3 protein-coding genes are annotated in these 4,475 nt (G+C 45.5%); all 3 read left to right on the plus strand.

Going from position 1 to position 4,475, the window contains the following annotated elements; all coding sequences use genetic code 11:
- Nucleotides 1–276 precede the first annotated feature (276 nt).
- The 3 genes from IQ270_RS28465 (at nt 277) to IQ270_RS28475 (ending at nt 4,376) form a co-directional block, all read left to right on the plus strand.
- Complete coding sequence (locus tag IQ270_RS28465) at nt 277–1,407, plus strand: redoxin domain-containing protein (RefSeq protein WP_193976481.1); 1,131 nt, start codon at nt 277–279, stop codon at nt 1,405–1,407.
- A 201-nt stretch (nt 1,408–1,608) separates the two neighbouring features.
- The gene (locus tag IQ270_RS28470; protein WP_193976482.1) at nt 1,609–2,685 is read left to right on the plus strand and encodes an RNA-guided endonuclease TnpB family protein; all 1,077 of its coding nucleotides are present in this window, start codon (nt 1,609–1,611) and stop codon (nt 2,683–2,685) included.
- Between the two features lie 242 nt (nt 2,686–2,927).
- Nucleotides 2,928–4,376, plus strand: coding sequence for a trypsin-like peptidase domain-containing protein (locus IQ270_RS28475; RefSeq protein WP_193976483.1), 1,449 nt, complete (start codon nt 2,928–2,930; stop codon nt 4,374–4,376).
- Nucleotides 4,377–4,475 lie beyond the last annotated feature (99 nt).

Consider the following 4,475-nt stretch of genomic DNA (forward strand, 5'->3'; position numbering starts at 1 on the left):
TTATAATAATATTCAAATTAAAACAAAATATGACTGTCAACTTAGCTAAATCAACTAAAATAAAAATCAAAACTAATACAAATAACAATATTTAAAATATTTAATAATATTTTCAGTAAATGTTTTTTCCAGGTTTGTACTGAGGACTTTAGTCCGCATTGGAAAAAAACCAAAGTCCTCACTACAAACCTGTGCGATCGCACAAAATACAACCTGCGGAACTAAGCAACACTACAATGGTCTCAAATATCAAACCTCAAATCTCAGATTAGCATTATGCCACTACTAGAAATAGGAGATCCCGCGCCTTGGTTTTCCATTCCTGCCTCCAATAACCCCTTATTTCATTTCTCGACAGTTGGCGGTCGGCGAGTCGTGCTGTTTTTCTTTGCTAGCGCAGCTTTTGAACAAATCCAAGTTATCCTCAAAAGCTTTGAAAAGCTTTCAGGAGAATTCCAAAGCTTGCAAGTACCGCTGTTTGGAGTTAGCGTCGATGCAGCAGACAAAGAACAAAACAGAGGGACAACAATTGCTCCGTCATTCATCTTTTTCTGGGACTTCGACAAAAAACTCAGCCAACAGTACGGTGTTTGCCGAGATGTCGAACAAAATGGAGTTGTCGGAGTTCACTATGCACCCCAAACTTTTGTTCTCAACGAAAACCTTCAGGTAATTAACATTTTGCCGATGGGCGACCCCCACCACCACGCCCAGGAAGTATTAGATTCTCTCAAAACTTTGCCTCCATTCGAGGAAGCCAGAGCGGCCGCGAGACACGCTCCGGTGCTGGTAATTCCTAACGTTTTGGACAAAGATTCTTGTGACGCTTTGATCGATTTGTACAAAAATCACGGCGGCAGTCCTTCGGGTTTTATGAGGCAAATTGACGGGAAAACTGTGGGCATTCACGACGATAATTTCAAAAAACGCCGGGATTTTTTTATTGAAGATCCCAAGTTGCAGCAGCGATTGAGTGCGATTATTTTGCGGCGGGTGCGGCCGGAACTAGAAAAAGCTTTCCAGTTTACAATTACCAGGTTTGAACGGTATTTAGTGGGCTGTTACGATGCCCAAAGCGGCGGTTATTTTCAGGCGCACCGCGACAATACGAGCAAAGGTACTTTGCACCGCCGATTTGCGATGACTCTCAACTTGAATGTGGGGGAGTATACGGGGGGATTTTTGCGGTTTCCGGAGTACGCGCCGCACGGTTATAAAGGGGATTCGGGCACGGCGATTATTTTTTCGTGTTCTGTGCTGCACGAAGCAACACCGGTGATTAGCGGCCAGCGTTTTGCTTTGCTGTCTTTTTTCTACGGTAATGAGGATGCTCAGGTGCGACAAGCTAATTTTAAGTATTTGGCTGACGCGCCGGATTCTAGAATTGCCGAAACTACTGAGAGATAGTACCTAGCTAGCTATTAAATAGACAAGGTGGTACACTTGTAGACAAATCGACGATGTACCATTTTGTTCAAACCCTGCGCGATTCCCAAAAAAGCTTGGATTATCAGTAAAGACGATCGCTTGGCTGGGATGTTTCGGGGAAGTTACCAGCCAAACCCACCCTGTCGCGTCATCGGTGAAATCCAGTGTTGAGGTCGAGCAATGCTTTTATCCATCAAAACAAAGTTAAAGCTAAACAAGAGTCAGGCAACGGTCATGAGCAAACACGCAGGAATAGCTAGGTTTACTTATAACTGGGGATTGGCTACTTGGAGCAACCTTTACAAAGATGGATTAAATCCCAACAAATACCTACTTAAGAAATTCTTCAACAATCATGTGAAACCTGAGTTTACATGGATTAAAGAGAAAGGGATCTGCCAGAAGATAACTCAATACGCTTTTGACAATCTTGGAGACTATTTCTCCTTATTTTTCTCAAAAAAAGGTGGATATTTTAAGTTCAAGAAAAAAGGACATCACGACTCTTTCACGATTGACGCAGGTGGCAAGCCTATTCCTGTGGGCGGTACGTCTATAAAGTTACCGACAATCGGCTGGGTGAAAACTCATGAAGGATTGCCTCATACTACCTGCAAGTCAATCACCATTTCACGTACTGCCGATAGTTGGTTTATCGCTTTTGCTTATGAACAAAATCATGAACCGACAATCAAAAGTTATGAGGTTGTAGGAGTTGATTTGGGAGTAAAAGAGTTGGCTACGCTTTCAACGGGTGTAGTATTTCCCAACCCAAAACACTACAAATCGCATCAGGCAAAACTCAAGAGATTATCAAGAGTTCTGGCGAGAAAGGTAAAAGGTTCTGGAAATAGACATAAAGCTAAAGTCCAGCTAGGGAAACATCATGCAAAAATAGCCAACCTCAGAAAAAATACTATGCATCAAATCACTACTTACTTATGCAAAAACCACGCCAGGGTAGTAGTAGAAGATTTGAATGTCAGTGGGATGCTAAAGAATCACAAGCTAGCGCAGGTAATAGCTGACTGTGGCTTCCATGAATTCAAACGTCAGCTAAAATACAAGGCTCAAAAATTTGGCTGTGAAATAGTCATTGCCGACCGTTGGTTTCCGTCAAGCAAAACCTGTTCAAATTGCGGACATATCCAAGATATGCCACTAAAAGAAAGGACTTACAACTGTGGAAGTTGCGGTCATTCGATGGACAGGGATTTGAACGCAGCGATTAATTTATCACGTTTGGCTAAACCGTGAAAGCTTGCTGAGGGATAGCCGCTCCCATGCTCCCGATGAAGCAAGAAGCAAATGTCTAGACTTGTCTAGTATTTGTATAGCAGAGATAGTCGATCGCCCAATTCCGTCAAAACCGATCGCTCTTTTGAGCCTTGATTTTTCACTCCCGCTGTACAAGTTCTAAAATAATTACAGACAGTAGTTAGGAGTTAGCCACAAAACCTAATGCCTAGCTACCGAGGGCTAAATACTAATCGATCGCCATGAATCTCAAACTTCTAAGTTTAGCAGTATCGGGAATTTTAACAATTGGGGTTGCAGCCAGCCCTGCTGCGGTTGTTACCGCGCTCTCCGGGCGGCCGGAGGCAGATTTAACGCAATTTAACTCGCTGCATTCTCCAGGTGCGATCGCCCAAAATACCGAAGAACAAACCAACATTCGAGTCTACGAACAAGCCAGTCCGGCGGTTGTTACCGTCGATACAGAAAAATCGAACGGTAGCGGCACAATTATCAGCCCCGATGGCATGGTGTTAACCAACGCCCACGTTGTTTCCGCAGGCGGTACGGTGAATATAATTCTGTCAGACGGCAAAAAAGTTGTCGCCGATGTCGTCGGATTTGGCGAAGATGGTCTAGACTTAGCCGTGGTAAAGATTCGCGGTCAAAACAATTTGCCCACCATTCCGATCGCCCGTCCCGGTTCGGTGAAAGTCGGACAACAAGCATTTGCGATCGGCAATCCATTCGGTCAATTTCAAGGTACTTTGACAGTCGGAATCGTCAGCCGCATCGACCTTTCTCGGGGCTTAATTCAAACCGACGCGGCGATCAATCCCGGCAATTCAGGAGGCCCGCTGCTCAACAGTTCAGGAGAATTAATCGGTGTCAATACTTCTATTTTTACTCGCGGTCAGGGTGGAGGCAATATCGGTATCGGTTTTGCAATTTCCGCAGACAAAGTGCCCGCTTTCCTGACATCCGTGCGAGAAGGGCGAGCTCCCCGCATTGCTCAGAGGCGATCGCCCTTTGGGAACAAATCACCTCAAAAAGTTGCGTTAAACGGGCCCGCCGTCAGCGGCCTCCTCACCGACAAATCTAGCGTTCTGCCCGCAGACAACAGCTTTTTTGACCTCTACTCTTTTGAAGGAAAAGCGGGCCAGCAAATCACAATTGAAATGAAAAGTCAAGAAATTGACCCTTATTTAATTTTGCTCGGGCCCAACCAGCGCGAAATCGCCCAAGACGATGACGGTGCAGGTAGTAAAAACGCCAGAATAACAGTCAGGCTACCAGCAGACGGCACTTACACGCTGCTGGCAAATTCCTACCAAGCTAGGCAGTTGGGGGCTTATACGTTAGAACTGAAAGCGAGCGCTTCTGGGGCACCTTCTCGGGCGATTTTGCAAGCAGAAGGCGCTTTAGTCGCAGGCGGCCCGGTATTGGCATCTGACAAGAGTCTGTATCGCGAGTATACTTTTGAAGGTCGATCGGGTCAGTCTGTAGCCATTTCCCTCGAAAGTACAGATTTCGATGCCTATGTGGCTATCTTTGGCCCTAACGGTCGATTACTGGGAGAAAACGACGATGCGAGCGATTCGACTAAAAATGCGTTTCTGAGCGTTACTTTGCCCGCTACGGGTCGCTACCGCGTAGTTGTCAATGCTTATGATGCTTCCGGTCGGGGTCGTTACAATCTAACTATCCGTTGAAAATGGGGAATTGGGAATTGGGAATGGGGAATTGGGAATTGGGAATTGGGAATGGGGAATTGGGAATTGGGAATTGGGAATTGGGAATTGGGAATGGGG

It is taken from the genome of Microcoleus sp. LEGE 07076, from assembly GCF_015207455.1.
In the GTDB taxonomy this organism is placed as follows: Bacteria; Cyanobacteriota; Cyanobacteriia; order Cyanobacteriales; family Microcoleaceae; genus Microcoleus.